The 689-nt window shown below is 43.4% G+C and carries 1 protein-coding gene; it reads right to left on the reverse strand.

Annotation, left to right across the window (positions count from 1 at the left end):
- Positions 1 to 26: 26 nt before the first annotated feature.
- The coding region (gene bgtA, locus ACFIO5_RS11990; protein ID WP_375635151.1) for a gene transfer agent endolysin BgtA at positions 27 to 689 on the reverse strand (663 nt) is incomplete at its 5' end.

Consider the following 689-nt stretch of genomic DNA (forward strand, 5'->3'; position numbering starts at 1 on the left):
CATCAGATTTCTTTTCATCCATAAGATCATAGACGATGCTCCTGAAAGCGTTTAGCAACAAAGAAAATACCAGCACATGCGGCTAAAACCATAATGGTGGCCAAAGCCCATTGGATTGGTCCATTTCCTGCTAATAAGCCTCCAAGCCCAGAAAAAGAACCAATAATCGGTGCAAGGGCTTCGGCTTTGAAAACCCCCGTTGGTGCTTGCGTTTCTACTGTTTGGTAGTTAGAGGAAACAAAAGCACCTTTCGCCCATAAGCCTGCTTCTGCTGCACGCCGGTGTGCGAGACCTTCAAGACGCTTTCCGCCTGCTTTGGTCCATTTCTGTAGCTCTGCAGGGACAGCTTCATATTCACCTTGATTGAGCTTTTTTAACAGTGTCGAGTTACAAAAGGCTCCTGTTCCTACATTATAGCAAAACGACACTAACGCCGCGAATTGTTCATCTGTTAATGAAACTGTAACAGCGCGTTCAACGACATTTTCAAATTGTCTTAAATCTTGGCAAAGAAGTTCTTCTGCTTGCTTTTCAGTGATTGTCATGCCTTCGTAAATAAAAGGCTTTCCAGCACTGTTTGTATGTCCATAACCTATTGTCCACACCCCAATGGCATCTTTATAGGCGTTCAAACGCAAACCTTCCCATTGTTTAATAAGTGCTAGTCCTTCTGATGATATTTTTCGCAT

This window comes from Bartonella sp. AA86SXKL (assembly GCF_042196885.1).